The following is a 24269-nucleotide window of genomic DNA, read 5'->3' as shown; positions in this document are numbered from 1 at the left end:
CCGGCTCCTAGGCTCCGCACCATGAACACCGCGTCATCGAACACCGCGCCATTGATCACCGCGCCATTGATCACCGCGTCACTGGACACCGCGTCACTGGACACCGCCGAAGAAGCCACCCGCCACATAGCGATCGAGCCGAGCATCCTGTACTTCGGAACGCCCGTGGTGCTGCTGTCGACAGAGAACGAGGACGGCTCGTACAACCTCGCCCCGATGTCCTCCGCGTGGGCGCTCGGGCAGACGGTGGTGCTCGGTCTGGGGGCTGACGGGCAGACGGCGCGGAACCTGGGCAGCCGGCCCGACCTGGTGATCAATCTGCCCGCGCCCGAGCAGTGGCGGGCGGTGGAGCGGCTGGCGCCGCTGACCGGACGGCATCCGGTGCCCTCGACCAAGGCGGAGGGCTGCCGGTTCGAGCCGGACAAGTTCGCTGCGGCCGGCCTGCGCGAAGAGCCTTCCCACGAGGTCCGGCCCCCGCGTGTCGCCGAATGCCCCCTCCAGTTGGAGGCGCGAGCCCTGCGGGTGGGACCGGACGTCTCCGGCGAATTCGTGATCGTCGAGGCCGCCGTGCACAAGGTGCACGCCGACCCCCGCATCGTCGTGCCCGGCACGGACCATGTCGATCCCGCTTCCTGGAGCCCGCTCGTCTACAACTTCCGGCACTACTTCGGACTCGGCCCGGAACTCGGCTCCTCCTATCGCACGCAGACTCCCCGGAGCCGGCGGGGTCGGGCGTAGCGGGCCTGCTTGCGGTGCTGCTGCTAGCATCCCCCTCTCTTTTCTTCACATGGATGGGGGGTTCGGGATGGGGGATGGGCACGTCGTTTATGAGATCCGCGAAGTCACCAAGAGATTCCCCGGCGCAGAGCGGCCCGCGAATGACGACATCTCGCTCACCATCGAGCAGGGCGAGTTCTTCGGGATGCTCGGCAGCAACGGCGCCGGCAAAACCACTCTGATCAAGCAGATGGTGGGGCTGCTGCGGAGCGATTCCGGCTCCATCCGGCTGTTCGGCAAGGACGTGCTCGCCGATCCCGTGTTCACCAGCATGCGGGTGTCGTACATGCCGCAGACCGCGTTCGCGCTCAACAGCCTGAAGGCCTCCGAAGCGCTCTACGTCACGGCGCATCTGAGGGGGCTCGGGCGGCGGGAGGCCAGGCGGCGGCGGGATGAGCTGATCGAGCGGCTGGACATCGGGGGGATGCGGGACAAGGTCGTCCGGCGGATGTCCGGCGGGGAGCGCCGGCTGCTGCAGCTGGCGGTGGCGCTCGTCGCCGATCTGCCCGTGCTGATCCTCGACGAGCCGACGAACGAGCTGGACCCGGCGCGCCGGCGCATGGTCTGGGACCTGCTGCGCGAGCTCAACCACGAGCAGGGCCAGACCATCGTGCTGATCACCCACAACGCGCTGGAGGCGGAGCAGGTGATCGAGCGGGTGGGCATCCTCCGCGAGGGGAGGCTGGTGGCCGTGGGGCGGCCGGCGGAGCTGAAGAGCGGGCTGGCGAAGACGCTGAGCGTGCATCTGACCCTGCGCGACGGGACCACCGCCGAGCTGCCCGACTACCTGGAGGTGCAGAGCCGGCACCGGGGCAAGGTGGTCGCCCAGGTGTCCCGTACGGATGTCGCGCGGCTGACTTCCGACCTCGACCTCGATGAATTCCTGGAATTCCGCCTGCAGTCCAAGACACTAGAAGAAGTGTATTTTGAATACGGAAATTGATCGGGCGCCGCTGTCTTTTCCGCGTACGGTGTGGACCCTGTTTCTGGTGCAGCTGTCCAACTGGCGCTGGTCCTGGCCGGGCATGGTGGTCACCGGAATGGTGGCGCCCGTCCTCACCCTGGCCGCGATGGGCGTTTTCGCCAAGGAGTCGGGCGGGCAGGCGGTGCATCAGGTGTTCGTCGGCAGCCTGACCCTGGCGCTGCTCTTCGAGACGCAGAACAAGGTCGCCAACAACTTCGCGTTCATGAAGTTCAACGACGCCTTCGACTTCTACGCCGCGCTGCCGGTGCGCCCCCAGGCGCTCATCGTCGCCACGGCCGGTGCGTTCACCCTGCTGGCGCTGCCCGCGCTGGTGTGCACCACGCTGTTCGGGGTGCTGATCCTCGGGCTGAAGGTCAGCCTGTCGCCGCTGGTGGTGCCGGTGGTGCTCGCCGTGGTGCTGCCGTTCGTCGGCATCGGCGCGTGGATCGGGAGCCGGGCGAAGAATCCGGAGGAGGCCGGCTCGCTGAGTGTGCTGTGCGTGCTGGCCATGGTCTCGCTCGGGCCCGTGGCGGTCCCGGCCCATCTGCTGCCGGACTTCATGGTCTGGATCGGCTGGGTGAACCCCGCCTTCTACGCCTCGTCGCTGCTGCGGCAGGTGTTCTTCGGCCCGATCGACGGCGCGACCGCCGGCTACTCCGGTGTGCTGCTCGGCTGTCTGCTGCTCATGTGGGTGCTGACCAGCAAGCGGATAGCCGGGTTCGGCGGGGCCGCCGGGTCATGACCCGCTGACAGCGCCAGGGCCCGCTGAGAGCGCCAGGGCCCGCTGAGAGCGTCAGGGCCCGCTGAGAGCGTCAGGGCCCGCTGAGAGCGTCAGGGCCCGCTGAACGGCGAACGGCCGCCGCACCCGTCCGGTGCGGCGGCCGTTCGCCGAAAGCCTGATGACGTACGTCTCAGTGGCTGGAGACCGTCACCTTCTCGTCGTTCTTCAGCTCCTTCATCAGCTGCTTGACCTTCGGCATGTCCCACTGGACCGCACTGCCCTTGGACGTGGCCAGGCCCGGGTTGGAGACCGGCATGTTCATCTGCTTGCCGTCACCGCCGGAGACGCTCTTCATCGCGAAGAACATGTCCTTCACGTCCCACAGGCTCATGTCCTTGTCCACGATCAGCGAGTCCAGGCCCGCCCCCATGGTCGGGTAGAGCTTGAAGGGGTTGAGCAGGGTGCTGGGCGTGGCGGCCTTGTTGGCCAGCGCGGACAGGAACTTCTGCTGGTTCTTGGTGCGGTCCAGGTCGCCGCCCGCCAGGCCGTAGCGCTGCCGGACGAAGGCGAGCGCCTCCTGGCCGTTCAGCGTCTGCTTGCCCTTCTTCAGGTCGGTGCCGGCGTGCTTCTCCTTCATGTCCTGCGGGACGTCGATCTCCACGCCGCCGACCGAGTCGACGATCTTGGCGAAGCCGTCGAAGCCGATCTCCGCGTAGTGGTCGATGTGCAGGCCGGTGTTGTACTCGATCGTGCTGACCAAAAGCTCGGGGCCGGCCATCGAGAAGGAGGCGTTGAGCTTGTTCTGCGAGGCCTGGTACCGCTTGCCGGTGTCCGGGCCGGTGAAGGCCGGGATGGTGACCCAGGAGTCACGGGGCATGCTGACCATGGTGTTGCCGTTGTCACCGACGTGCAGAATGATGATCGAGTCGGTGCGACGGCCGTCGGCGGAGCCGGTGTGCAGCTTCTTCTTGTCCTCGGCGGACATGCCCTCGCGGCTGTCGGATCCGACGATCAGGTAGTTGGTCCCCTTGCCGCCGTCCGGCCGGTCCTCGACCTTGCTGAGGTCCACCTCGCGCCGGAGCTTGGAGTCGGCCCAGAAGTACGTGCCGATGCCGACCGCGAGCAGCAGCACGACGACGGTGATCAGCCCGATGGTTATCCGGCGCTTCCAGTTCTTGGGCCGGGCCGCGCGCGGGGCGCCGCCGGGATTGCCCGGGCCGCCGGGGCCGGTCGGGCCACCGGGGTGGCCCGCGCCGCGGCCGTAGACCTGCCCGGTGTTGTAGCCGTCGTCGGCGTGGCCGCCGTAGTCGTCGAAGTCCTGGGACGCCTGCTGCCGCTGCTGGTGCGGGACGGGGCCGCGCGGCGACGGGTCAGGGGGCAGCGGCGGCTCGGCGCGCCGCGGCGGGCCGCCCGCGTCCGGGCCCGCGCGCCGCACATGCGGCATGGCGCGGGCGGCTTCCGGTTCGGCGCTGCCGCTGCCGCTGCCGTACCGGTCCCTGCGGTCGCTCGTCCACCCCTCGGGCCAATCACTCATGCAGGGAAGTCTGCCTTCCCGGGTGGGCGGCCTTACAGGGTGGGTGCGGGATCGGGGCACGGCTGTTGCAGACCTGATAAGAATCCGACCGGCATATGGTTGACCGCATGACCATTCAGGCCCCGAAACCGGAGTCAGGCATTCCGGGTAAGCCCACGTCCGCCTCGCGCACCACGCTCTCCCACATCATGACCGGCAGTGACACCAATCTCCTCGGTACCGTACACGGTGGCGTGATCATGAAATTGGTCGACGACGCGGCCGGAGCGGTCGCCGGGCGGCACTCCGAGGGGCCCGCCGTCACGGCCTCCATGGATGAGATGGCCTTCCTGGAGCCGGTCCGGGTCGGCGACCTCGTCCATGTGAAGGCCCAGGTCAACTGGACGGGCCGGTCCTCGATGGAGATCGGCGTGCGGGTGCTGGCCGAGCGGTGGAACGAGTCCACGCCCGCCACCCAGGTCGGCAGCGCCTACCTGGTCTTCGCGGCCGTCGACGCCGACGGCAAGCCGCGCCCCGTACCGCCGGTCATACCGGAGACCGAGCGGGACAAGCGGCGGTACCAGGAGGCCCAGATCCGGCGTACGCACCGGCTCGCCCGGCGCCGCGCGATCAAGGAGCTGCGCGCGCAGCGGGCCGCCGAGGGCATCGAGGACTGAGGATTCCCCCAGGAGACTGAGGATTCCCCTAGGAGCAGGCGACCTCGGCGCCGGTGACGGCCCGGCCGGCCGCCTTGTCCGCGGTGGGGTCCTCGGCGCGCACCGGGCGCACCGCCCGGAAGTCCGAGCCCAGCGTCACCCGCATCACCGACCCCAGCCGCGCCACCGGCTTCAGCCGGGCGCCGGGCAGCGCGGCCGCCAGCGAGCGCACCGAGCGGTTCCAGATCGGGTCGTACTCGATCAGCGTGTGCCGCGCCCCCTGGACCCCGGCGTCCGCCGGGGCCCCGGTGGTGGCGAAGCCGGTGGCGCGCAGCGCGCGGTAGGTGCGCCGGGCCAGGCCCGCGGTGTGGGTGCCGTTGAGCACCCGGACCCGGACCTGGGCGGGGGGCACGTCGACGGGGACGGCCCGCGGCCGCCCCGGGCGGCGGACGGCCAGCGGACGGTCCTCGCGGAGGGCCTTGAACAGGCGCGCGGCCCGCACCCGGTCCCAGCGGAGCGTCGAGCCGAGGCCCTTGACCGGGGTGCCGGGCAGCACCACCGGTACGGAGACGAACTCGGAGGACTCGACGCCGAAGCCCCGCATGGCCTGGCCGAGCGCGACCATGTCGGCCGCGCCGAAGCCCCGGTCGGCGCGCACCGAGCCGAGCAGGGCGGCCGCGACCCGGCCGAACTTCACCGGGTTGAGCAGCGTGCCACTGGCGGTGACCTGGTGGATCACGGAGGCGAGGAAGCGCTGCTGGCGCCGGATCCGGCCCAGGTCGGCGGCGCCGTCCAGGTGCCGGGAGCGCACGTACTGCAGCGCCTGGCCGCCGTCCAGGGCGTGGGTGCCGGCGGACAGGTCGAGGCCGGTGTAGCGGTCCTTGAGCGGGCGTGTCGTGCACACCGTGACCCCGCCCACCGCGTCCACGGTCTTCATGAAGCTGGTGAAGTCCACTTCGAGGTAGTGGTCGATGTGCACGCCCGTCATGCGCTCGACGGTGCGTACGGTCAGGCTGGGGCCGCCCTCGGCGTAGGCGGCGTTGAGCTTCTGGTGGTGCGCGGCCCGCACCCGCCCGGACGGGGTGGTGTACGCGGGGATCCGGGCGTACGAGTCGCGGGGGAGGCTGACCACGCTGGCGCGGTCCCGGTCGGCCGACAGGTGCACCAGCATCATGGTGTCGCTGCAGTGGCAGGGGGCGCCGCCCAGCCGGTACCGCCGCTTCTGCGCCGGGGTGATCTTGTCCCGGCCGTCCGTGCCGACCACCAGGAAGTTGACGCCCCGGTCGCTGGCCACGGGCCGCTCGTCGAGCCCGCCGAAGGCGTCGACCCGGTGGATCCCGGACTCCAGCTCGGTGACCAGCAGGTGCCCGACGCCGGCGGCGAGCAGCACCAGGGCGGCGCCGCCCGTGGCGAGCCGCAGCCCCCAGCGGGGCCGGGAGGGCTGCCGGGGGGTCGGCGGACGGGCCGGTGCGCTCACTGGGGGCCTCCGTGACGGCGAGGGGGTGGCGGGGCACACACCGTAGGGCCATACGATGAGCGGAACGGCGGCCCCACGCCGCCCGCCCCGCCCGCTGCCACCCGGGCGGCGCGCTCCGGCGTCCTCCATTCGCGGTAACGTGAGCCCCGAAAATCGACAACCGCAGTCTTGAGGGGGATCACCGTCCCCCGAGCTCCGAGGTGCCATGCCCCCGCATCAGCTCCCGGCCGTCTCCGTGATCATGCCGGTGCTCAATGAGGAACGCCATCTGCGCAACTCCGTCCGGCACATCCTCGAGCAGGAGTACGCCGGGGAGATGGAGGTGGTGATCGCGCTCGGCCCGTCCACGGACCGGACCGACGAGATCGCCGCCGAGCTGGTCCGGGAGGACCCGCGGGTGCACACCGTCGCCAATCCCACGGGCCGTACCCCCGCCGGGCTGAACGCCGCGATCAAGGCGTCCCGCCACCCGGTGGTGGTCCGGGTCGACGGCCACGGCATGCTGTCGCCGAACTACATCGCGACCGCCGTGCGGCTGCTGGAGGAGACCGGCGCGCAGAACGTCGGCGGCATCATGCACGCCGAGGGCGAGAACGACTGGGAGCACGCCGTCGCCGCCGCCATGACCTCCAAGATCGGCGTGGGCAACGCGGCCTTCCACACCGGCGGCGAGGCGGCCCCGGCCGAGACCGTCTACCTGGGGGTCTTCCGCCGCGAGGTGCTGGAGCGGCAGGGCGGCTACAACGAGGAGTTCATCCGGGCCCAGGACTGGGAGCTGAACTTCCGGATCCGTGAGGCGGGCGGGCTGATCTGGTTCTCGCCCGAGCTGAAGGTCTCCTACCGGCCGCGTCCGAACGTACGGGCGCTGGCCAAGCAGTACAAGGACTACGGCCGCTGGCGGCATGTGGTGGCCCGCTACCACCAGGGCTCGATCAACCTGCGCTATCTGGCGCCGCCGACCGCCGTCGTCGCCATCGCGGCGGGCGTGGTGGTGGGCGCCGCGCTGACCCCGTGGGGGCTGCTGGTGCCGGGCGGCTACCTGGCGGCCATCGCGGCGGGCTCCGTCCCGGCGGGCAAGGGTCTCCCGCTCAAGGCCCGGCTGCGGATCCCGGTCGCGCTGGCCACCATGCACATGTCGTGGGGCTGGGGCTTCCTCACCAGCCCGCGCTCGCTGGCCAGGAAGGTCATCGCCAGCCGCCGCCCGGCGGTCACGGCGACCCCCACCCACGGGTAGCCCGTACGGGGCAGACGGTACGCCGCGGCCAGTACGCGGCGGACGGTACGCGGAAGGGGCCGGACCCTGGTGGGTCCGGCCCCTTCCGGCTGTCCGCGGCGTCAGGCGCGGCGCAGGGCGCTCAGAACGTGTAGCCCGGGTTGACGTGCATGCACTTCTTCTCGTCGCCGTTGAGCGTGTCGTCGATCTTCGGTGCCTTGTCCTCGTCGTCGGCCGAGGACTTCGGGTAGGTCGTGCCCTGCCGCCAGTCGTTGCCGACGACCAGGGTCACCTCGGTGACCGACTGGGACTCCTTGACCGCGCTCTTCGACAGCCCCAGCGCCTTGGCCAGGGCCAGCGCGTCGCCGTGCCTGGCCTTGTCCGGGTAGCTGATGGTGGTGTCGGCCTGCGAGGTCAGGACGGTGTTGGCGATGGCCTTGGCGTAGCCCAGCCGGGCCACCTCGGCGGTGATGTCCCTGGCCCGGCCGGAGGCCGCGCCCAGGACGGTGCTGCCGGTGCCGTTCTGCACGACCACCGGGAGCTCGCCCTTGTCCATGCTGGGGGCGGGGACCTTGGCGGGCTTCTTCTTCTTGTCCTTGCCGTCCAGCGCGATGTCGTTGCGGATGAGCGAGAAGGTCTTCTCCGCGTCGTCGGGCTTGGGCACCACGTACTCGCCGTCGTTGCGGTACTCCCAGGGCATGGTGACCATCGTGGTCCGCTTGGTCGGCACCCGCTTGAGGTCGTTGCCCAGGTCGTAGAGCTTCTTGATGGTGCCGAGGCCGTGGTCGACGGTCAGCGCGTTGATCGCGGCCTCCGCCAGGTCCATCAGCTTGCCCGGGTCGGAGAGCTTGGTGCCGGACTTGAGCTGCTGGACCATGGAGCTCATGTACTGGTGCTGGGCCTTGGCCCGGCCGATGTCGGTGTTGTCCTCGAAGCCGTAGCGGGTCCGCAGCCACTGGAGGGCCTGCACGCCCTTGACCGGGTGGGTGCCCTTGGTGAGCCGCAGACCGGAGCCGTGGCCCTTGCTGTCGTGGGAGTAGATGTTGGCGTCCACGCACACCGGGACGCCGCCGACGGCGTCCGCCATGTCCACCACGCCCGAGAAGTCGACCATCATGAAGTGGTCGATGTAGATGCCGGTCAGCTCCTTCCAGGTGGCCACCGTGCAGCCGGGTCCGCCGTGCTGGAGCGACTCGTTGATGGGCGCGAACGTCTGCTTCGGATAGACGTGGTTGTCCTTCGGGTCGGTGCACTTGGGGATGGTGACCCGGGTGTCGCGCGGAATGCTGATGACCGTCATGTTGCTGCGGTCGGCCGAGACGTGCACCAGCATCTGCACATCGGCGAGCGGCTTGCGGGTGGCGTCCTTCTTGGAGCCACCGAGCTTGAGGTTCTCCTTCTTGCTGCGGTCGTCCTCACCGATCAGCAGGATGTTGAGGGGGGTCTGCCCCGCGGCGTTCGGCTCCGGCTTGGTGAGCTTGCTGTCGCCGAGGTCCAGCTCCGCCTTCTTGATGTTGCCGTTCAGGTGCTGGTAGTAGAGGTAGCCCGCGCCGGCCGCGCCGACGATCAGCACGGCCAGGGTCAGCGCGGTCCAGCGAAGTATTCGCACGCCTCTGCTCCTCTTGCGGCGCGGGCCCTTCTTGCCCTTGCGGCGGCGTCCGCCGCCCTGGGCGTCGGCGCGTGCGGCGCGCCGTGACTCGGCGCGGCCGCCCCCCTGGGATCCGCCCCCCTGCAATCCGGTGTCAGCAGCCGCGGCGTCCCGGGAGTCGGCGCCTTCGCCGGCCGTGGGCCCGGCGTCATGCGACGCCCCGCCGTCTTCTTCGCGCGCGCTGCCGTCCCTGCCCCCGTCGCGGGGCCCGGGCGCCCGCCGACGGGCGCCCTCCCCCCGCACACCGCTCTGCCGCACCGGGCCTCCCCTGTTCCTCAATGGTGGTTCCGGCCCGATGGGTGAGCATGCTCCGCTGGCCGGTAGTGATCACTTGGCGCAGACGCTCTTGTCGTCCGCCTCGACCCTCTGAATGTCCTTCGGCGCCTTCGAGGGAGCGGCGATCGGGACGCCGGCGCCCTTGAAGTCCGCCCCGAGGGTGAGGGTCATCTCCGCCATGGGGGCGGCATCCTCGGTGCCCTCCTTCAGCGCGGTGGCGGGCAGCCCCATGCTGTCGGCCAGGCGACGCGCCTGGTCGGCCTGGTTGGGCGCGTACTCCAGCGTCGTCTTCTTCAGATCCGCCGAAGCGTTTCCGCCGTTGCTGGACCGGAGCATACCTTCGCTGTTCTGCATCCAGTCGACGGTCTCCTGGGCCGCGCCCATCCGCCCGCTGCCGTTGAGGACCTTCACCCGGACGTTCGCCGGGTCGGCCTTGGGGCCCTTGAGCTTGGCGGCCTGCTTGGCCTTGTCGGCCTTCTCCTTCTTCTTCACCTCGGTCAGCGACACGTCCTGCCTGACCATCGCGAACAGCGGCTCGGCCTTGGCCTCGTCGAGCTTCACCGTCGCGCCGTCGGTGTTGTCCACCACCGGGACGGTGACGAAGGTGACGTTCTTCAGGTCGACCTTGCTGAGGTTCAGCGCCAGGTCCTTGAGCTTGTTGACGGTGCCGATGCCGGTGTCCACCGTGAGCGCCTTGGTGGCGGAGTTGGCCAGGTCCCACATCTTCGAGGGGCTGGTGAGCGTGCCGCTCGACTTCATCTTGCGCATCATCGAGCTGAGGAACTGCTGCTGGAGCTTGATCCGGTCCAGGTCGCTCTCGTAGCCGACGCTGTGCCGGGTCCGCACGAACGCCAGGGCGTCCTCGCCCTCGATGGTGTGCCGGCCCTTGCTCAGCTTCAGGTGGGACTTCGGGTCGTCGATGTCCTTGCCCAGGCAGACCTCGACCCCGCCGACCGCGCTGGAGAGCGTCTTGACGGCGTTGAAGTCCACCATCATGAAGTGGTTGATGTTCAGCCCGGTGAGCTTCTCGACGGTCGCCCAGGTGCAGCTGGGGTCGCGCCCCTCCTGGCCGAGGCTGGTGTTGAAGCGCACCCCCTCCTCGCCCTGGATGAACTTCTTGTCGCCGTCTGCCCTGGTGGTGCAGTCCGGGATGTCGGTGATCATGTCGCGCGGGATGCTCAGCGCGGTGGCGTTCGTCCGGTCCGCGGAGACGTGGAAGAGGATCGTGGTGTCCGCGTGGCCGACGCTCCCGGCGTCGCCGTATCCCTCGTTGCCCTTGCCGTCGCGCTTGTCGGTGCCGATGACCAGGATGTTCATCGGGCCGTCGCTGACCGCGGCGTTGTTCTCGCCGACGTCGACCTTTTTGATGTTGTTGTTGAGGTGCTGGTAGACCAGATAGGCCGCGACGGACCCGCCGACCAGCAGGAAGGCGAGGGTGCCGCTGCCCCAGTACAGCGCCTTCTTGGCCTTGGACTTCTTCGGCTTCGGCTTGCGGCGGCTGGTGGGGCCCGCCGGCTTCCCCGGCTTGCCGGCCGCCCTGCGCCGCCCGCGCGGCGGCGTCGGCTCGGGCTCGGGGTCCGGGGCGCGGCGGCGGCTCCTGGGTCTGCTGGGGGCCGGCCGGTCCTCGGGGGTGATGTCCGCCGAATCCCCGGCAGGATTCAGCCGCAGCTCATAGCTGCCGGTGTTCGGGTCGAACACCCACTGATCGGCGGGATCGAAGTCGTCCGCCTGCCCATGGCCTTGCGCGTCCACGGTCCCCTGTGTCCTCCGTTGGTGCCACGCGGCGCCTCCCCCTCAAGGCGCTCGGTCGATCGTCAAAAAATAGTGCGCGGCCACCTGGTAAGCGCACCGGATCGCTCACACTATCCGCCCAGTTCAGCGTCAAGCGACGCCGGTGACAAATTCCACTTCCCTACAACTGGGCAATCTGCCCAATCCTTTCGAGTTTTCCTGCGAGCCGTTGAGCGTACCTTTTGGCGCTTTCATTCGCACATGTCATGGGCTGCGGTGGTTCCCTTGTACGGCGTGGAGGTCCCGCCCTTCGGGTCGTCGCCGGACGCGTGGGCGACCGCCCTGGCCACCGGCACCGAGTGGTCGAGCCGCAGTTGCCGGAACAGCCGGTCGGCGTCGGGCTGGACCAGCTCATCGCGGTTCCGGTTGTAGGTGTAGGGCTGCCGCGGAATCGTCAGGAACCGGATCTTGTCGCGGGGGATGTGCCGCATGCCGGTCGCCAGGTCGTAGAGGTCCTTGAGCGAGTTCAGGCCCGGATCCGTGGTCAGGGACGAGGTCGCCGCGTCGAGCACCGGGTACAGCCGCGTGGGATTGAGCAGTACACCATTGCTCTGCAACTTCTTCACAAGCGCGCCGAGGAACTCCTGCTGCCGCCCGATGCGCTCGGTGTCGCTGCCGTCCCCGATGCTGTAGCGGGCCCGGACGAAGCCGAGGGCCTGCTCGCCGTGGAGCACCTGACGGCCCGCCGGCAGCTCCAGATGGGCCTCGCCGTCGTCGATGGCTTCCTTCAGGCAGACCTCGACTCCGCCGACCGCGTTCACCATCTTCTTGAAGCCGCTGAAATCCACGATCATGTGGTGGTCGACGCGGATGCCGGTGAGCTTTTCGACGGTGCGGATGGTGCAGGCCGGCCCGCCGAATTCGAACGCCCAGTTGAATTGGGCGAACCTGGCCGTGCCGCGCTTCCCGTCCGCCCCGGTGCAGGCGGGGATGTCCACCATCAGGTCGCGCGGGATGGAGACCGCGGTCGCGCTCTTCCCGCCCGCCTGCAGATGGAGCAGGATCGTGGTGTCCGAGCGCTGGGTGCCGGTGTCCCGGCCGTACTTGCCGTTGCCCTTGCCGCCGCGGTTGTCCGAGCCGATGAGCAGGATGTTCTGGGCGTCCCTGACCACCGGCACCGGCCGCTCGGCCTCGTACTTCCGCAGCTCGTTCTCGGTGCGGGTGTCGGTCCTGATGTTGCCGTCGAGGCGCTCGTAGAGCCACCACCCCACCCCGGCCCCCGACAGCACCAGGAAGGCCACCACGAGCGCGAGCACACGCGGCCAGCGGCGGCGGCGTGGTCTTCGTTCCGGTGTCTCGCCCGCGCTGTCTGTGGTCACGTCTGCGTCCTCCCACCCGTCCGCCTCCTCGGCCCGGAGGGGCGGCGCCGACCCGTGCCGGGGTCGTGATTACTGGAGCAGACATGCGAACCCCGCACATGGTTGTACGTCGCGTCGATCATCGCGCGGGGCGGGCGGCGGGGCCCGTGGGCTCGGCCCACGGGTCCGCCGGACGGGTCAGGGCGGTGCGGCTGTGCGGGGCGGACGGGCGAGGGGCGGCGCCGGGGAGCCCCGGCTAGAGAGCGGTCGCGGTGACGCGCTCGTCGGCCCGGCGCGCCGCGAGGCGCCCCTCGTCCAGCCGGTCCGGATGGCGGCACAGCACCACCGAGCCGCCCACGGCCAGCGGCGCGTACAGCCCGAATGACAGCCCCTCCCAGGTGTCGTACGGCAGCCCGGACAGCACCCGGGAGCCGGGGCCGAGCCCCCGCCCGGCCGCGTCGGCGCGCGCCCGCTCCACCAGCTCGGCGGCCGTGAGCCCGAGGCCGCCGACGGTGAGCGCGGGGGCGTGCGGGTCCACCGGCGCGTACGGCGCGAAGCGGTCGCCCTGGCCGGGCACCTCCACGGCGTAGTCGGTGAACCCCTCGGGCGGCTGCGGGAACCGGCCGCCCAGCGGGCGCAGCGCCAGCGCCACCCGCTCCCCGGTGCAGGCGCATGCCCGGTCCAGCGTGTCCGGGCCGCTGACCACCAGGTCGGCGGCGGCCGGGTCGCCGCCCACCTCGGCCTCCACGCCCACGGAGGAGCAGGCCAGCAGCCACACCGCGGTCTGCCAGTGGGTGGGCAGCAGCAGCGCCAGCCGGTCGCCGGGCGTCGCGGCCAGGTCGCCCTGGAGCAGGTTGGCGGTCTTCGCCACCCAATTGGCGAAGGTGGCGACGGACAGTTCGACGCGTTCGCCGGTCGCGTCGTCGTAGAAGGTCACAAGCGGACGCGCCGGATCCGCGGCGAGGGCGGATCGCAGCAGGTCGGCGGGGGTGTGATCGGTAGCGTTCATCGGCGCCAGGGTACGCGGCGGCCGGGCGCGCCGGACCCGGTGCTGGGGGCGCGGGGGCGGATCGCGGGACCGTTCCTGCTCTTCTCGGATGGACATATTTATTGCGGTATGTCCAGGATTTTCTTCATGCGTGCATTTCTGGCATCCTCGATCGGCGTCGCGTGCACCGCCGCCCTCGCTCTCCCCCTCTCCCTCCACTCGGCCCCGGACCGCGCGGTCCGCGCCGACTCCGCCGGCGGCACCCAGTCGCTGCCACTGCTCCCACTCGGCGCCGACGGCCCGAAGGGGGGCGGGGCGGCGCTCGGCGGCGCGGTGCTCGGTGGCGCGGAGCGGGCGTCCGACGCCACGCAGGGGGTCGCGCCGCGGAAGGTGCGCCCCTTCTCCCTCGTGGGTGTGGTCTGGGACGACCCCGCCGCGCGGCTGCGTGGGCAGGTGCAGGTGCGCACCCGTGAGGCGGTCACCGGAGCCTGGTCGCCCTGGCGCGATCTGGAGGCGCTCGACGAGGCCGACGCCCCCGACCCCGACTCGCCCGAAAGCCGCGGCGGCCGCCTGCGCGGCGGAACCACGCCCCTGTGGGTCGGCGACTCCGACGGCGTCCAGGCCCGGGTCAGCCCCCGGGTCAGCCCCCGGGACGACTCCGGGGTGCTCTCCGGACGGCCGGAGAGCCTGCCGTCCGGGCTCCGGCTGGAGCTTGTCGACCCCGGCCACGAGCCCGGCTCGGACCTCGCGGGGGAGGAAGACGCCCCGACCGGTGGCGCCGCCACGCGGCCCCCCTCCGCGCGGCCTTCCGGGGACGACCCGGCCACGGAGATCCCCGCCGAGCGGGACCCCTCCGCCGAGATCCCCGCCGAGCGAGACCCCGGGACGCGAGACCCCGAGACGCGGGATCCCGGGACGCGGGACCCCGGGACGCGAGACCCGTCCGAGGGCCCCTCCGGGCAGGATCCCTCCTCCCAGGACCCCTCCCAGGCCCCGTCCGCCGAGCTGCCCCCCGTCTCGCCCGAGGCCCCGCAGCCCGACCCCGATGACCCCTCGGCGCCCCCGGAGCCCGAGCCCTCCGGGCTCAGCCCGGAGCCGCCCACCCCGCCCTCGCTGGAACTCCCCGAGGAGCCCCCGGACACGAACGCGGGCCACCCGTACACCGCCCCGCGCCCCCGTATCGTCACCCGCGCCGGCTGGGGCGCCGACGAGAAGCTGCGCGAGAGCGGTCACCTCTACACCAAGACCGTCAAGGTGGCCTTCGTCCACCACAGCGTGACGGGAAACGCGTACACCTGCTCGCAGGCCCCCTCCGTGATGCGCGCCATCTACCGCTACCACGTCCAGAGCATGGGGTGGCGGGACTTCGGCTACAACTTCGCCGTCGACAAGTGCGGAAACATCTACGAGGGCCGGTCGGGCGGCGTGACCAAGGCCGTTCAGGGCGCTCACACGCTCGGCTTCAACAAGAACAGCATGGGCATCGCCGTGCTCGGCACGTACAGCTCGAAGAAGCCGTCCAGCAAGGCGGTCAAGGCCGTGGCGAAGCTCACCGCCTGGAAGCTCGGCCTGTTCGGGAGGAACCCGGGCGGCACCACCCATCTGACGTCCGCGGGCGGCAACAAGTACAAGAAGGGCACCAAGGCCAAGCTTCGTGTCATCTCCGGACACCGCGACGGGTACAACACGGAGTGTCCCGGCGGCGCCCTCTACCGCAAGCTCGGCACCGTGCGCGACACGGCCGCCCGGCTGCAGGGCCGCTGACCAGGGGCGGGCCGGACAGTCATGGTCTGCATACACTGGCCGCCGACCCGGCGAGCCCCAGCAGGAAGCAGAGACGATACGTGACCAGAGCGCCAGCGACGCCAGAAGCGATCCTCCTGGTCGGCGGCAAGGGCACCCGGCTGCGGCCGATGACGGTGAACACCCCCAAGCCGATGGTCCCGGCGGCCGGCGTCCCGTTCCTCACCCACCAGCTGGCGCGCGCCCGCGCGGCGGGGGTGGAGCACATCGTGCTCGCCACGTCGTACCTGGCCGAGGTGTTCGAGCCGTACTTCGGTGACGGGTCGTCACTGGGCCTGCACCTGGAATACGTCACGGAGCGGGAGCCGCTGGGCACCGGCGGCGCCATCCGCAACGTCGCCTCACGACTGCACTCGGGCCCCGACGACCCCGTGCTGATCTTCAACGGCGACATCCTCACCGGGCTCGACATACCCGCGCTGGTCGACACCCACCGCACCACCGGCGCCGATGTCTCCCTGCACCTCACCCGCGTCACCGACCCCCGCGCGTACGGGCTGGTGCCCACCGACGCCACCGGGCGCGTCACCGCCTTTCTCGAGAAGCCGCAGACCGCCGCGCAGATCGTCACCGACCAGATCAACGCCGGCGCCTACGTCTTCAACCGCTCGGTCATCGACGCCATCCCGGCCGGCCGGCCCGTCTCCGTCGAGCGCGAGACGTTCCCCGGGCTGCTGGCCGCCGGCGCCCACCTCCAGGGCATGGTCGACTCCACGTACTGGCTCGACCTCGGCACCCCGCAGGCCTTCGTGCGCGGCTCCGCCGACCTCGTGCTGGGCCGCGCCCCCTCCCCGGCGGTGCCCGGCCGCTGCGGCGACCGTCTGATCCTGGACAGCGCGGACGTGGCGCGCGATGCCAAGCTCACGGGCGGCACGGTCATCGGCCCCCGGGCCAGGGTGGGCGCGGGCGCCCGCATCGACGGCTCCACGGTGCTGGCGGGCGCGGTGGTCGAGGAGGGCGCGCAGGTCCGCGACTCCCTCATCGGCGCCCGGGCCCGGATCGGCGCCCGTACGGTGCTGGAGGGCGCGGTGGTCGGGGACGGCGCGCTGGTGGGGGCGGACAACGAGCTGCGGGACGGGGTGCGGGTGTGGTGCGGGGCGGACATCCCGGCGGGGGCGGTGCGGTTCTCCTCGGACCAGTGACCGGGCCGGTGACCGGCCTTCTGGACCGGTGACCGGACCGGTGGCCGCACCGGGCCCGGACCGGTGAGGGCGCCCTTCGGGGCGGGGCGCGGCGGGTCGTAGGGTGGCCGTGTGCCCGCCCACCGCCGCTGGACCCCCTCCGGCCCGTACGACCTCGCGCGCAGCCTGAGCGTGCTGCGGCGGGGACCGGGGGACCCGTCCTTCCAGGTGACGGCCGACGGCGCCATCTGGCGAGCCAGCCGGACCCCGCAGGGCGCGGGGACGATACGCCTCGCGGGCAGGGGCGAGGCGGTCGAGGCGCAGGCGTGGGGGCCGGGCGCGGACTGGCTGCTGGAACACCTGCCCGCCCTGCTCGGCGCCGAGGACGACCCCTCCGCCTTCACCCCCCGCCACCGCCTGGTGCACCAGGCGCACCGCCGCCACCCGGGACTCAGGCTGATCCGCACCGGACTCGTCCTGGAGTCGCTGATCCCCTCCATCCTGGAGCAGAAGGTCACCAGCGACGAGGCGTACCGGGCCTGGCGGCTGCTGCTGTGGCGGCACGGCGAGCCCGCCCCCGGCCCCGCCGAGCGGATGCGGGTCATGCCCGACCCGCGTGCCTGGGCGCTGATCCCGTCCTGGGAGTGGCACCGCGCCGGGGTCGACGCCAAGCGCTCGTCGACCATCCTGCGGGCCGTACGGGCCGCCCGGCGCCTGGAGGAGGCCGCGGCCATGGACCTGCCCGCCGCCTCGGCCCGGCTGCAGGCCATCCCCGGCGTCGGCCCGTGGACGGCGGCCGAGACCCTGCAGCGCAGCAACGGCACCCCCGACGCGATCACGGTCGGCGATCTGCACCTGCCCCGGATCATCGGCTACGCGCTCACCGGCGAGCGCGGCACCGACGACGCGGCCATGCTGGAGCTCCTGGCCCCCTACGCCGGCCAGCGCCACCGCGCCGCCCGCCTGATCCTGCTCTCCGGCCGCGTCCCGCCCCGCCGCGCGCCGCGCTTCTCGGTGCGGGACTTCCGGGCGATCTGAGCCCCGCCCCACCCCGGCCGCCGAGATGTGGCCGCTGAGATGTGGATCACATCTCGGGCGTGGATGTCACACCCCGGGTGCCCGGGTCGCTCTCAGAAGCGACCCCGACAGGAGGCCCGATGTCCGACACCCCGCCGGAACAGGCGTTCCACGACCACCGTGAGCTGCTGTTCTCCCTCGTCTACAACATGCTCGGCAGCGTCGCCGACACCGAGGACGTACTGCAGGAGACCTGGCTGTCATGGGCGGCCAGGAACCAGGCGGCGGGCGCGGAGCGGATCGAGAACCCGCGCGCCTATCTGGTGCGGATCGCGGTCAACCGGGCCCTTGCCCACCGGGACGCCATCAGCCGCCGCCGGGAAACGTACATCGGGCCATGGCTGCCCGAACCGCTGGTCGGCCCCCTCGCCGACACCCCCGCCCCCGACGACGCCGCCGAGGCGGCCCTGCGCGCCGAGTCGGTGTCGATGGCGCTGCTGGTGGTCCTGGAAACCCTCACCCCGCTGGAACGCGGGGTGTTCGTCCTGCACGAGGTGTTCGGCTACGCCCACACCGAGATCGCGGACATCCTCGGCCGCAGCCCCTCGGCGATCCGCCAGCTCGCCCATCGCGCCCGCGAGCACGTCCACGCCCGGCGCCCCCGCTACGAGCCCGACCCGCGGGTCCGGCGGGAGGTGACCGAGCGGTTCATGGCCGCCGCGCTCGGCGGGGACCTGGACGCCCTGCTGCGGATCCTGTCGCCGGAGGTGACCTTGTGGGGGGACGGCGGAGGCAAGGCGGCGGGGGGTCTGCGGCCGCTTCACGGCCGGGACAAGGTCGCCCGCCTGCTCGCCGGTCTCGCCCCCCGCTCGGGCAAGGGCCTGCGGATCGCCTACCGCAGGGTCAACGGCGACCCGTCGGCGCTGCTGCTCGCGGGCGACACCCCGTACGCCGTCCTCGTCCTCGACCTCACCCCGGACGGCGACCAGGTGTGCGGGATCTACGCCGTCGCCAATCCCGACAAGCTCGCTCACGTCAACTGAGAACCGGGGGATCCCCATGGTGCGGAAGTGGGCTTCCCTGCCCAGCGGCAGGGTGGCGAAGTGGGTCGTCCTCGCCCTCTGGGCGGCCCTGCTGGTCCCGGCCTTCATGCTGGCCGGCAGGCTCGGCGACGTCGAGGAGAACGACAACTCGGCCTGGCTGCCCGGTGACGCGGAGTCGACCAGGATCGTCGAGCGGGCCGAGAGATTCCGGCTCGCCGACACGCTGCCCGCGATCGTGATCTACGACCGGCCCGAGGGCGTCACCGCCGCCGACATGGCCGAAGCCCGGGCCGACGCGGAAGCCTTCACCGGCATCGACAACGTCGTGGGGCAGCCGCAGGGCCCCTCGAAGTCCCGGGACGGCAAGGCCATCCAGACCGTGGTCCAGGTCCACAAGGACAAGAAGGGCTGGGAAGGGATCGGCAAGGTCGTCGACGCGATGGCCGAGATCGGCGAGGAGAACGCGGGCGGGCTCGGGTTCCACGTCACCGGGCCGGCCGGCCACGCAGCCGACTCGATCAAGGCCTTCGGCGGGGGAGGGGGCCTGACCGCGATCACCGCCTCGGTGGTGGTCGTGATCCTGCTGCTCACCTACCGCAGCCCCGTGCTGCCCCTGCTGCCGCTGCTGACCGCGGGCACCGCCCTGGTCACCTCGGAAGCGGTGATCTACCTGCTGGCGAAGAACGCCGGACTCACCGTCAACAAACAGAGCAGCTTCATACTGACCGTGCTGGTGTTCGGCGCCGCCACCGACTACGCGCTGCTGCTCACCTCGCGGTACCGGGAGGAACTGCGGCGGCACGAGGACCGGCACGAGGCGATGGCCGAGGCCCTGCGGCGCACCGGCCCCGCGATCATCGCCAGCGCCGCGACCGTCGCGGTCAGCCTGATGCTGCTGATGCTGGCCACCCTCAACTCCACCAAGGGCCTGGGGCCGGCCTGCGCCGTCGGCGTCCTCGTCGGGCTGCTCGCCATGGTCACCCTGATGCCGGCCCTGCTGGTCATCTGCGGCCGGTGGATCTTCTGGCCGGTGAAGCCGGCGTACGGATCGGCCGGGGCGGCCGGGGAGGGCATCTGGGCCCGGGTCGGCACCGCCGTCTCCCACCGGCCGCGGACCGTGTGGATCGGCACCGCGCTCGTCCTCGGCGCCATGGCGCTCGGGGCGTTCGGGCTCAAGGCCGACGGACTCTCCAACAAGGACCAGTTCACCGGCAAGCCGCAGATGGCCGTCGGTGAGGACATCCAATCCAGGCACTTCCCGGCCGGGTCGGGCGACCCCCTCTACGTCGTGGCCGAGGCCGCCTCGGCGCGGCGGGTGAAGGCCGCGCTGTCCGACGTCCCGGGAGTTGCCGGGGTCAGGGCGCCGATGGTCAGGGACGGCGAGGCCCTCCTGCTCGGGGAGCTGGAGGACCCTCCCGGCAGCACGGCCGCGATGCGCACCGTCGAGCAGGCCAGAACCGCGGTCCACGGGATCGAGGGCGCGGACGCCCAGGTCGGCGGGAACACGGCGATCGCTCTCGACACCCAGGAGGCGGCCGCCCGCGACTCCGCGGTGATCATCCCCGTCGTGCTGCTCATGGTGTTCCTCATCCTCGTGGTGCTGCTGCGGGCGATCGTCGCGCCCCTGCTGCTCATGGCCACGGTGGTGCTGTCGTTCGGAGCCGCCCTCGGGGTGAGCGCCCTGATGTTCGACCACGTGTTCCACTTCGCCGGCGCGGAAGCCTCCTTCCCGCTCCTGACCTTCGTGTTCCTGGTCGCCCTGGGCATCGACTACAACATCTTCCTGGTCACCCGGGTCCGCGAGGAGACACTGGCGCACGGCACCCGGCGCGGCGCGCTGAACGGCCTGTCCGCCACCGGATCCGTGATCACCTCAGCGGGTCTGGTGCTGGCCGGCACCTTCGCGGCGATGGCCTCCCTGCCGCTGGTGTTCGCGGCCGAGCTCGGGTTCGCGGTGGCGTTCGGCGTGCTGCTGGACACCGTGATCGTCCGCTCCGTGCTGGTCACCGCGCTGACCCTGGACGTGGGGCGGTGGATGTGGTGGCCCGGCGCACTGTTCAGGCGTCACCCCGATCCCCGCGCCGTCCCGTCGGACGCCCCCAGCGTCTGCACCTCGGCGTAGGACAGGGCCGCCAGGTCCGCCGACCGGCCGTCGCGGATGGCCGTGGCGCAGTTCACGGCCGCCGTCAGGGCCGCACGGTAGAGCAGCGAGCCCAGGCTGACCCTGCGCACGCCCAGCGCGGCCAGCTCGGCGAGCGTGGGCCCGGCCGGCGTGTACAGGATGTTCAGCGGGACGGCGAGGGTGGCCGTCAGTGCGGCGATCCCCTCAGGATCCGACAGTCCCGGCACGAACACTCCGTCCGCGCCGGCCTGTTCGTAGACCGCGAGGCGCGAAGCCGTCTCCTCCTCCTCCTGGCGTCCGAGCCAGTGGGTGTCGGTGCGGGCGTTCACGAACAGCGCGGGCACGGCGGCCTTGACGGCGGTGATCTTCGCGGCGTGCAGCTCGACCGGGGCGAGGGTGCCGTCCGGGCGGCCGTCCTCCAGATTGATCCCGGCGGCGCCCGCGTCGTACAGCTCCCGGGCCAGCCCGGCCACGTCCGCCGGGTCGTCGCTGAAGCCCCCTTCGGCGTCGACGGTGAACAGGAAGGAGCCCCGCCCGAGCCGGCGCGCCAGGGTCAAGGTCGCGTCGGCCGTCGCGGCCGCCCCGTCCGGCAGGCCGGCGGCCGCCGCCACACCCAGGCTCGTGGTGCCGATCGCCGGGAAGCCCTGTGCCGCCAGGGCGGCGGCGGAGGCGTGGTCCCAGGCGTTGGGCAGCAGCAGCGGGGCGGTCCGGTGGTGCAGTTGGGCGAAGGCCGTCAGCGGGCGGGTGCGCCGGGTGTGCGTCGTGTGCGTCATGGCCCGACGCTAGGGCCGGAACGGTTCGGCGCCGCCCGAACCGTCCCCGGAGACCGGGGTGTCGACAGGGCTTGCGAACATGGCCGCATGAGCCACGTGATCACCATGAAGACGGTCACCCTGAGCCGGGTCCTCGGCTATGTGCGGGGCGGCGAGTACACCGCCCAGCAGGAGGAGATCCTCGACACCATGCGCGAGTGGGCACGGGCCCACCAGCACCGCATCGACCACCAGGGCATCGACTGGGGCCTCACCGTCCCCGAGGCCCTGGAACACCTCATCGCGGGCCGGGCGGACGCGGAGGGCGCGTCCGTCGGCTACGCGTACTACGCCGCGCTGATGGCCGTCCTCGAGTGCACCGGATCCGACCCCGTCGACATGGGCGTGTATTCCAAACCATCCACCTGCTTCGGGCTCATGGACGAGGAACTCCGCACTCTGGGCGTCCCCGCCGACCTCCTGCCGACCAGTTACCTGTTCGCGGACTTCCCCGACCTGCTCCCGTACCCCGTCCCGAGCCCCACGGACGGCTACCCGGCCATCGGCTACCTCCCCCTCGCCAAGGCCAAGGCCGTCGCCGACGCCTACAAGGCCGTGCTCAACCGCCTGGACCACCGCTTCTCCCTTGACGCCAAACTCCTCGCCGACAAGCTCGACGTGGAGCACGAGGAGTGGCAGACCGCCCTGAAGTACGGCCACACCATGGACCTGCTCGTCTTCTGCGTCCAGGGCTGACCTCACGCCCCGCACCGAGCTGGTCCGCGTGCCGGGGCCGTGTCGGCGCCTGTGTGTAGATTCACCGGCCATGACCAGCCTGGACCCAACGACGAGGCCGCCGGCCGACGCCGCCGGGTCGGCGCGCGGCGCCGTCGTGCTCGATGTGGAGGTCCCCAACCAGTGCTCCGCCGACGCGTTCGACCTGTCTCCGGACGGCCGGACCCTCGTCGTCGGGACCATGCTGGGGGATGCCTACGGCGCCGAGCTCCACCTGATCGACGTCGGCACCGGACACCGCCGGCTGATCCACGCGGAGCCACCGGGCGAGACGCAGACATTCGTGCACGCCGTGCACTTCGACGCCGCCGGCGAGCACATCGTCTACGCGCTCAATGGGGAAACGCGCCTGTTCGATCCGGCAAGCGGGCACACCCGAATGCTCGCCGAATACCGGGAGTTCAAGGACGCCGCGCACAACCCTTTCCGCCTCCGTCCCGCCTGGGACGCGGCCCGGCGGCGGCTGCTGCTCTTCGACGCCGGTGACCGGGTCCGAATACTCGACCAGGACGGGAACAACGTGTTCGCGACGTCCACGAAAAGGCCCTCGACGGGCTGCTGGGCGGGCGCGCTTTCCCCGTCCGGGAAGCTCCTGGGGCTGTGCTTCTCCAAGGGGTCCCGGTACAAGGAGGACGATCCCGAGGTCACCGAGGTCGAGATCTGGGACATCGACCGGGATACGGTCCTGCGCCGTATCCCGATGGACCACAAGCCCCATACGATCGGCTTCGACCCGGCCGACACACTGCTCGTCGCCACCACCGATTCCGCCGCGGGCCCGGGCGCTTTCTCCCTGGAGACCGGCGAACTCGTCTGGCACTTTCCGCACCCGTTCCTCAGCGACCGCTGGGCCACCTGCTACGGCTGGGCGTACTCGCCCGACGGCTCCACCCTGGCCATCGGCCGCCGGGGCGACACCGACGTCGTCGACGCCGTCACCCGCCGCGGTGATCCCGCCTTCGCGCGCCGCCCGGGCGACCGGGGCGGGGGCACGGGGCGCACCCGTACGGTCAGGATCTCAGCGGACGGCACGCTCCTCGCCTCCGGCGGCGACACCGGCCGCATCATCGTGCGCAAGCTGTGATCGAAGCGCCCGCGTGCCGCCGTTCTACTCGTTTCGGTAGTCTTTATTCGTACCGGTACTTGAGCGATTCCGCCTCCGCCTGCTCGATGTCGGCGATCGTCAGCTCCGGCATCCGCAGCTGGGCCAGGGTCACCTCGGCCGAGGTCGGCTGGGCGTCCGCCGGCAGCCACTCTTCCGGCTTCCAGGCCCCGCTGCGCAGGAGCGACTTGGGGCAGTGCGGGTAGACCTCCTCGATCCCCAGCACCAGCGCGCTGGCCGGCGGCTTGCCCACGGGGGTCAGCTGCGACAGCAGCTCGGGGCGGGTGGAGACGCAGGCCCGGCCGTTCACCCTGAGCGTCGTGGTGCGCCCGGGGATGACGAACAGCAGCCCGGCCCGGCCGGTGGCGACGACGTTCTGCAGGGTGTCCAGCCGCTTGTTGCCGGTCGCGTCCGGTATCGCCACCGTCCGGTCGTCCAGGACGGCGACGAACCCGGCGGGGCCGCCGCGCGGGGAGACGTCGCAGTTGCCCTCGGCGTCCACGCTGGCGACCAGGACCAGCGATGAGCATCCGATCAACCGCTTGGTCTGGTCGGTGAGCTCGGTCATCTGCTTGCGTACGGCCGCGTCGCTGGGGAGCGCGTAGGCCCGGCGCAGCGTCTCCTGGTCGGGCACGGCGTCGTGGCGGAGCGAGTCGAAGGCACTGCCGGCGAGAGTTGGCGTCATACCCCGACCCTAATGGGCCGACCGACCTGCCATTGATCTTGATCGGTGAATTCCGGTTCTCTGAGCGGGGGTGAAGTCAGGGGTGGCCGGGCCGAAAGTAAGAGGGAGCATTCCGGATTATTCATGGCAGGACGGTTGATCGTGGATCTTGAATTCGGGGTGAGCCGCGTGATTCCCTGTCGATCAGGCCCAGGGCGGCGAGGGAATGTCAAATCCCCTCGTATATCGGTCGGTTGGGAGTCATCCCGGCGTCCGTGAAACCTTCCGCATCGGAACGCGTTTCCGCCCTGAGCGGTCATACCAGTCAACGGGGAGGTGAACTGTGATGCAGGGCGACGAATTCCAGGAGACCAGCGAGCTCCAGACCTATGAAGCCCCCAAGATGGTCGAGTGCGGCTCCTTTCAGGAGGACACCGGCTACTTCGGTCTGACCGGCTACGAGAACATTATCCACTTCTACGACAGGCTCACCTGAGGCCGACGCTGATGCGGCACACCCCGTAAGGA

General features: G+C 71.3%; 21 protein-coding genes. 13 read left to right on the top strand and 8 right to left on the bottom strand.

The genetic code is table 11. The annotated features are described in order from the left end of the window. The first annotated feature begins 21 nt into the window (after positions 1 to 21). The 3 genes from BBH68_RS08470 to BBH68_RS08460 all read left to right on the top strand — a co-directional run bounded on the left by BBH68_RS08470 (position 22) and on the right by BBH68_RS08460 (position 2483). On the top strand, positions 22 to 738 hold the full coding sequence (locus BBH68_RS08470; protein ID WP_079150872.1) for a flavin reductase family protein: 717 nt from the start codon (positions 22 to 24) through the stop codon (positions 736 to 738). Positions 739 to 805: 67 nt separating this feature from the next. After that, complete coding sequence (locus BBH68_RS08465; RefSeq protein WP_065960302.1) at positions 806 to 1720, top strand: ABC transporter ATP-binding protein; 915 nt, start codon at positions 806 to 808, stop codon at positions 1718 to 1720. A gap of 28 nt (positions 1721 to 1748) precedes the next feature. Continuing rightward, positions 1749 to 2483 carry an ABC transporter permease gene (locus BBH68_RS08460; RefSeq protein ID WP_281182470.1) on the top strand — a complete coding sequence of 245 codons (735 nt, stop codon included), beginning with the start codon at positions 1749 to 1751 and terminating at the stop codon, positions 2481 to 2483. Between the two features lie 169 nt (positions 2484 to 2652). On the opposite strand, the gene BBH68_RS08455 is transcribed toward BBH68_RS08460, so the two are convergent. Further along, the gene (locus BBH68_RS08455) at positions 2653 to 3996 is read right to left on the bottom strand and encodes an LCP family protein (RefSeq protein WP_079150871.1); all 1344 of its coding nucleotides are present in this window, start codon (positions 3994 to 3996) and stop codon (positions 2653 to 2655) included. 107 nt (positions 3997 to 4103) lie between these two features. Here BBH68_RS08455 and BBH68_RS08450 point away from each other — a divergent pair, with 107 nt between their 5' ends. Then, on the top strand, positions 4104 to 4652 hold the full coding sequence (locus BBH68_RS08450) for an acyl-CoA thioesterase (RefSeq protein ID WP_065960299.1): 549 nt from the start codon (positions 4104 to 4106) through the stop codon (positions 4650 to 4652). 28 nt (positions 4653 to 4680) lie between these two features. Here the strand turns inward: BBH68_RS08450 and BBH68_RS08445 are convergent, their stop codons facing one another. After that, positions 4681 to 6108 (bottom strand): LCP family protein, encoded by a 1428-nt coding sequence (locus tag BBH68_RS08445; protein ID WP_065960296.1) that lies wholly within the window; start codon positions 6106 to 6108, stop codon positions 4681 to 4683. A gap of 205 nt (positions 6109 to 6313) precedes the next feature. Between BBH68_RS08445 and BBH68_RS08440 the strand changes: the two genes are divergently transcribed. Next, positions 6314 to 7342, top strand: a complete 1029-nt coding sequence (locus BBH68_RS08440; RefSeq protein ID WP_065960294.1) for a glycosyltransferase family 2 protein — start codon at positions 6314 to 6316, stop codon at positions 7340 to 7342. Between the two features lie 121 nt (positions 7343 to 7463). On the opposite strand, the gene BBH68_RS08435 is transcribed toward BBH68_RS08440, so the two are convergent. The 4 genes from BBH68_RS08435 to BBH68_RS08420 all read right to left on the bottom strand — a co-directional run bounded on the left by BBH68_RS08435 (position 7464) and on the right by BBH68_RS08420 (position 13343). After that, the gene (locus BBH68_RS08435) at positions 7464 to 9227 is read right to left on the bottom strand and encodes an LCP family protein (RefSeq protein WP_065960292.1); all 1764 of its coding nucleotides are present in this window, start codon (positions 9225 to 9227) and stop codon (positions 7464 to 7466) included. A gap of 69 nt (positions 9228 to 9296) precedes the next feature. Next, positions 9297 to 10997: an LCP family protein gene (locus tag BBH68_RS08430; RefSeq protein WP_065960290.1), complete on the bottom strand. Its 1701-nt coding sequence runs from the start codon at positions 10995 to 10997 to the stop codon at positions 9297 to 9299. 230 nt (positions 10998 to 11227) lie between these two features. Then, positions 11228 to 12355, bottom strand: a complete 1128-nt coding sequence (locus BBH68_RS08425) for an LCP family protein (RefSeq protein ID WP_065960287.1) — start codon at positions 12353 to 12355, stop codon at positions 11228 to 11230. A gap of 235 nt (positions 12356 to 12590) precedes the next feature. Then, positions 12591 to 13343, bottom strand: coding sequence for a TIGR03089 family protein (locus BBH68_RS08420; protein WP_065960579.1), 753 nt, complete (start codon positions 13341 to 13343; stop codon positions 12591 to 12593). A 126-nt stretch (positions 13344 to 13469) separates the two neighbouring features. On the opposite strand from BBH68_RS08420, the gene BBH68_RS08415 reads away from it, so the two are divergent. From BBH68_RS08415 to BBH68_RS08395, 5 genes are all read left to right on the top strand, one after another. Beyond that, positions 13470 to 15086 (top strand): peptidoglycan recognition protein family protein, encoded by a 1617-nt coding sequence (locus BBH68_RS08415; protein ID WP_065960286.1) that lies wholly within the window; start codon positions 13470 to 13472, stop codon positions 15084 to 15086. Between the two features lie 80 nt (positions 15087 to 15166). After that, positions 15167 to 16267: a mannose-1-phosphate guanylyltransferase gene (gene manB / locus BBH68_RS08410; protein WP_076972175.1), complete on the top strand. Its 1101-nt coding sequence runs from the start codon at positions 15167 to 15169 to the stop codon at positions 16265 to 16267. A 111-nt stretch (positions 16268 to 16378) separates the two neighbouring features. Beyond that, positions 16379 to 17284 carry a DNA-3-methyladenine glycosylase family protein gene (locus tag BBH68_RS08405; protein WP_065960285.1) on the top strand — a complete coding sequence of 302 codons (906 nt, stop codon included), beginning with the start codon at positions 16379 to 16381 and terminating at the stop codon, positions 17282 to 17284. A 119-nt stretch (positions 17285 to 17403) separates the two neighbouring features. Then, positions 17404 to 18306 carry an RNA polymerase sigma factor SigJ gene (gene sigJ, locus BBH68_RS08400; protein WP_065960282.1) on the top strand — a complete coding sequence of 301 codons (903 nt, stop codon included), beginning with the start codon at positions 17404 to 17406 and terminating at the stop codon, positions 18304 to 18306. Positions 18307 to 18322: 16 nt separating this feature from the next. Further along, positions 18323 to 20428, top strand: coding sequence for an MMPL family transporter (locus BBH68_RS08395; RefSeq protein WP_065960281.1), 2106 nt, complete (start codon positions 18323 to 18325; stop codon positions 20426 to 20428). On the opposite strand, the gene BBH68_RS08390 is transcribed toward BBH68_RS08395, so the two are convergent. Further along, positions 20371 to 21201 (bottom strand): isocitrate lyase/PEP mutase family protein, encoded by an 831-nt coding sequence (locus tag BBH68_RS08390; protein ID WP_065960280.1) that lies wholly within the window; start codon positions 21199 to 21201, stop codon positions 20371 to 20373. The genes BBH68_RS08395 and BBH68_RS08390 overlap by 58 nt on opposite strands. Positions 21202 to 21288: 87 nt before the next feature. Here BBH68_RS08390 and BBH68_RS08385 point away from each other — a divergent pair, with 87 nt between their 5' ends. Together BBH68_RS08385 and BBH68_RS08380 are read left to right on the top strand one after the other, a co-directional pair. Next, positions 21289 to 21936 (top strand): DUF7691 family protein, encoded by a 648-nt coding sequence (locus tag BBH68_RS08385; RefSeq protein WP_065960278.1) that lies wholly within the window; start codon positions 21289 to 21291, stop codon positions 21934 to 21936. Positions 21937 to 22006: 70 nt separating this feature from the next. Continuing rightward, positions 22007 to 23059: a WD40 repeat domain-containing protein gene (locus BBH68_RS08380; RefSeq protein ID WP_245737958.1), complete on the top strand. Its 1053-nt coding sequence runs from the start codon at positions 22007 to 22009 to the stop codon at positions 23057 to 23059. 43 nt (positions 23060 to 23102) lie between these two features. Here the strand turns inward: BBH68_RS08380 and BBH68_RS08375 are convergent, their stop codons facing one another. After that, positions 23103 to 23762: an MSMEG_1061 family FMN-dependent PPOX-type flavoprotein gene (locus BBH68_RS08375; protein WP_065960277.1), complete on the bottom strand. Its 660-nt coding sequence runs from the start codon at positions 23760 to 23762 to the stop codon at positions 23103 to 23105. Positions 23763 to 24087: 325 nt separating this feature from the next. On the opposite strand from BBH68_RS08375, the gene BBH68_RS40530 reads away from it, so the two are divergent. After that, positions 24088 to 24237 (top strand): keywimysin-related RiPP, encoded by a 150-nt coding sequence (locus BBH68_RS40530; RefSeq protein ID WP_141712969.1) that lies wholly within the window; start codon positions 24088 to 24090, stop codon positions 24235 to 24237. Positions 24238 to 24269: the final 32 nt, after the last annotated feature.

It is taken from the genome of Streptomyces sparsogenes, assembly GCF_001704635.1.
GTDB classification, from domain to species: domain Bacteria; phylum Actinomycetota; class Actinomycetes; order Streptomycetales; family Streptomycetaceae; genus Streptomyces; species Streptomyces sparsogenes.
This window is presented reverse-complemented; position numbering and strand designations above follow the sequence as displayed.